This is a genomic window from Paracoccus binzhouensis, from assembly GCF_016446475.1.
GTDB classification, from domain to species: domain Bacteria; phylum Pseudomonadota; class Alphaproteobacteria; order Rhodobacterales; family Rhodobacteraceae; genus Paracoccus; species Paracoccus binzhouensis.
Genome location: NZ_JAEHFP010000206.1, coordinates 1 through 3,335, shown reverse-complemented (window position 1 = coordinate 3,335; position 3,335 = coordinate 1). Strand labels below are relative to the sequence as shown.

The window sequence follows — 3,335 nt, the reverse complement described above, 5'->3', positions numbered from 1 at the left end:
TACGACAAAACCGCAGACAGTTTCCTCGGCTTCATCGACATCGCCTGCATCAGGCTCTGGCTTCGCCATTTGTCAACATGACCTAAGCAATTCGCGACCAAGTGCAGCGCCAATGCTCAAGACGCGCGCCTGCCGCCGCTTGGCCAACTGTCCAAGCAAATTGCTTTTCCCTGATCGCGGCGGACCAATCAGAAGAAGCAGCTTGCTGTTCAGGCCGGAGATATCCTCGACCAAGTTATCCAGCTTCTCGATCATCTCAGCCCTCCATCCGATACGCGGAGGACTGAGTGTGCGTAAATGGCAATCATTCAAGCGGCCTCCTCTGCGTCAGGGTCGGGCAGATCGAAACCTTCGTCATCCTGCGGAACATCCTCCCCCTCCTCGGGCGCGGCGTCGGCGCGCGTGATGGCGTGGCCGGTGGCGCGCGAGATCATGGCGAGCAGCCGAGATTCCCGATCCGCCATGAACCCCGCGAAATCATCGGCGCGCAGGAGGGCGGGATCCATCGCGTGCGAAGCCAGGTATTCGTCGAGCGCGTCGCGGGCGATAGGTGGCGTGTCCTTCCCGCCCGTCGCCAGCCGCTCCAAATAGACAGATGGTGCGACGCCCCCGAGGATCCGGTTAGTCTTGTAGCTGAGCGGGGTCTTGTTGATGACGGTGTCGAAGACCTTGGGCTCGATCTTCTGCTTCTTGCACCAGTCTTGCGGGAAGATGTGGTGGATATCGACATATTCGTCGAAGAACACTGTGTCCTTGAAGTCCTGGCCGGAGCGGAGATCCCGTGCGCCTTCGGCCATCAGCAGGGCGTGGATACCCTTGTAGGCGGCCGAGAGACGCGTGCGCAGGGTGCGCAGCCGCTCGGGGCGGAAGCGCCCATCTGTGATCGTGCTAGGTTCCGGTCCACCATCGAGCCAGGCTGGAACCTCCAGCACATCCTTGGCAAACCGGGACTCGATGGCCGACCCATAAAGCTCGCCGAAAATGCCGCACCAGAACCAGCGGGCGAGTTGGTCACGCACTGCCGCATGATCGAACTTGGGTCCGATCATCGCGAGGATCGCAGCAAATGGGACAAGCTGGCCCTGATAGGGCAGGTCGAGGACCCGGTAGATATGGTTCTGTCGGAGGAAACGTGCCGCCGTCTTGAACCCTTCCTCGACCGCTCCCCGATGTTTCAGGTAGGCGTCGAGCGGCAGATCGAGTAGCGACTGGCGCGTGGCGCGGACGGCAGACAACTCCGACTCCTTGCGCCCGGCAGCGATTTCAGAAGCGCGGTTCTCAACGCCATGCAGGAGGGCGATGGCCTGAAGCACGTCGGTCGCGGCGACCTTCTCCAGGACACCGAACTTCTGCTCAGCTGCGCGGCCGTAGAGCTGAAGCCTGGTCTGCAGTCCTGGCTTGCCGTCAGTGCCGAGCCAGTCGTCGCGCAAGCGGTGGCCGCGCGCCGCATACATCGCAGTGACAAGTTCAAAGGCGTCGAGCGGCTTGCCTCCGGTGTTGACCTTCTCGAAAACCAGACAGACTGCCTCGTGCGAGGTGTCGGGGCTCAGTGCGATCACCGGCAGCTGGTAGGATTTGAAGTTCTGAAGAACCTCGTCCTTGAACGGCTTGAACAGCTTGCGGGTCTCCGGGTCGTTCTCCAGCCAGTACTCGTTGAAGCCGTCCTGCCATTCGTCCCAATCAAGCACCTGGTTCAGCGGGAACATGAGGTTCCGATATTCGAGCTCCGGTGTGGACAGATCGAGGTCGATCTTCCTATCGAAGTCCGATTTGATCCGCCGGTCCTCCGGCACTGAGACAATTGCGTTTTCGCGGTCCTCCGCTGCGTTCATCGCCTTTCGGATGTCGATGTAGAACCATCGCTTCACGAGCTTGAGGCGAGGCGTGACCGTCTGCACCACCTCGCGGCGCAGGCAGGTCTGGTAGAGAGAAGTCATCCGCTGCTGGCCGTCCAGTAGGAGTTGTTCGGGTGCGCTTTCTCCAACGGCCGCATCCGCCCCTTGGATCGGCCGACGCGCGAACGTATCGGCCGCACCCAGCTTGACTTCGAGCGTCATCAACGCGCCGACCGGAAAGGCCTGCGAGATCGACGCGATCAGCCCTTTGATGCGCTCTTCATCCCAGACCCAGCTGCGCTGGAAGTCGGGCAACTGGATCTTGCCATTTCCGCACTGGCGCAGAAGCTCTTCGAGGCTGACCGGGTTGGTCTTGAACGCCGCCTGCTTACCCAATCTCAAACTCCTCGAATGTTCTTGCCCGCCTTCGGCCAAGGATCCGCCGTTTCTGGACACACCCTCTCATGCCGTGGCCTCCCGAGCACCGCGTACTGGAATGCCGCTGATGATCTCATCGCGATTGATGAGAACGATCTGCTGATCCTGGGGGGCGCGCGCCTCGGGCGCGGTATCGAGTCCGAGGCGCTTGAGCGCATAGTAGAGCAGCGCGCGACGAACCTTGATCTTCACCTTGCCGCCTCGCATCCCGTAGTCGAGCGAGATGACCTTGGCCTGCGTCTCCGAGAGTTCGGGGTGGGGGGCGACTTCCAGCGTGACCTCAGAATGCCAGTCACGGTCGTCGTCGGCCGTCGTTCCACTTTCCCGCGTTGCGCGGATGTCGAGGATCCGTGAGAGCAGGAAGTCCTTGAACGCTTCGTCGGTCAGGCAGAACGCCCTCGTGTGCCAACGGAACCCGTCGAACGCGATGGCGTGCGGCGCGATCCACCTCCAGCGCGGGTCCGCGCTAGACAGGGACTGGTACTTCACCTCGATCGCCTCGGAGCGACGGATGGCGCCGACCACGGAGCGGAGCGTCAGCGGATTGACGCCGCGCACCGGGGTCGGGGCCGAGGCGTAGGGCGGGAAACCAGCGATCCAGGAGTCCTCGCGGTCGAGGATGCCGTCCGCCACCGACCGTAGCTGCGCGAGGTAGCGGCTGGCGTTTGGCTCGAGGAACTGCGGCTGGAAACCCGGGCCGCGCACATAGGTCCGCGCGCTCTTGTCATAGACCATGTTGTCGGGTGCGAAGCCGATGTAGCGGTTCAGGTCGGTGGATGCCTGGTTCACCGAGACCCCGAACTGGTCCATCAGATCGCTGCGGTTCACATGTCCCTCCCAGAACAGGCGGAACTCAATGAACTCGAGGCGCTGCTCGACGCCCCAGCGCAGTTCCGACCTGTCGTTGTCCATCACGCTCTCCCGGCCTCGCCGGTGCGCACGCTAACTATGCGCGCCCATTTTCTGTGCTCTACGCTAGGTCATGTTGACAAATGGCGAAGCCAGAGCCTGATGCAGGCGATGTCGATGAAGCCGAGGAAACTGTCTGCGGTTTTGTCGTAG

At 62.0% G+C, this 3,335-nt stretch carries 3 protein-coding genes and 2 pseudogenes; 1 reads left to right on the top strand and 4 read right to left on the bottom strand.

From position 1 onward, the window contains the following. Positions 1–81, top strand: a pseudogene (locus tag I9P22_RS23745) (IS5/IS1182 family transposase); the annotation flags it as partial. On the opposite strand, the gene I9P22_RS23740 reads toward I9P22_RS23745, so the two are convergent. From I9P22_RS23740 to I9P22_RS23725, 4 genes and pseudogenes are all read right to left on the bottom strand, one after another. Next, a complete protein-coding gene (locus tag I9P22_RS23740) occupies positions 73–255 on the bottom strand; it encodes a hypothetical protein (RefSeq protein WP_199262652.1) in 183 nt (60 codons plus the stop codon). The pseudogene I9P22_RS23745 and the gene I9P22_RS23740 overlap by 9 nt on opposite strands. 53 nt (positions 256–308) lie before the next feature. After that, positions 309–2,231, bottom strand: coding sequence for a GmrSD restriction endonuclease domain-containing protein (locus I9P22_RS23735; protein ID WP_199262650.1), 1,923 nt, complete (start codon positions 2,229–2,231; stop codon positions 309–311). A 66-nt stretch (positions 2,232–2,297) separates the two neighbouring features. Then, complete coding sequence (locus I9P22_RS23730; protein WP_199262648.1) at positions 2,298–3,185, bottom strand: WYL domain-containing transcriptional regulator; 888 nt, start codon at positions 3,183–3,185, stop codon at positions 2,298–2,300. A 68-nt stretch (positions 3,186–3,253) separates the two neighbouring features. Further along, positions 3,254–3,335: pseudogene (locus tag I9P22_RS23725) on the bottom strand (IS5/IS1182 family transposase); the annotation flags it as partial.

Excerpts from the sequence above, each read along its gene's own strand:
- I9P22_RS23740 (WP_199262652.1), bottom strand. The coding sequence starts at position 255 with ATGATCGAGAAGCTGGATAACTTGGTCGAGGATATCTCCGGCCTGAAC.
- I9P22_RS23730 (WP_199262648.1), bottom strand. The coding sequence starts at position 3,185 with ATGGACAACGACAGGTCGGAACTGCGCTGGGGCGTCGAGCAGCGCCTC.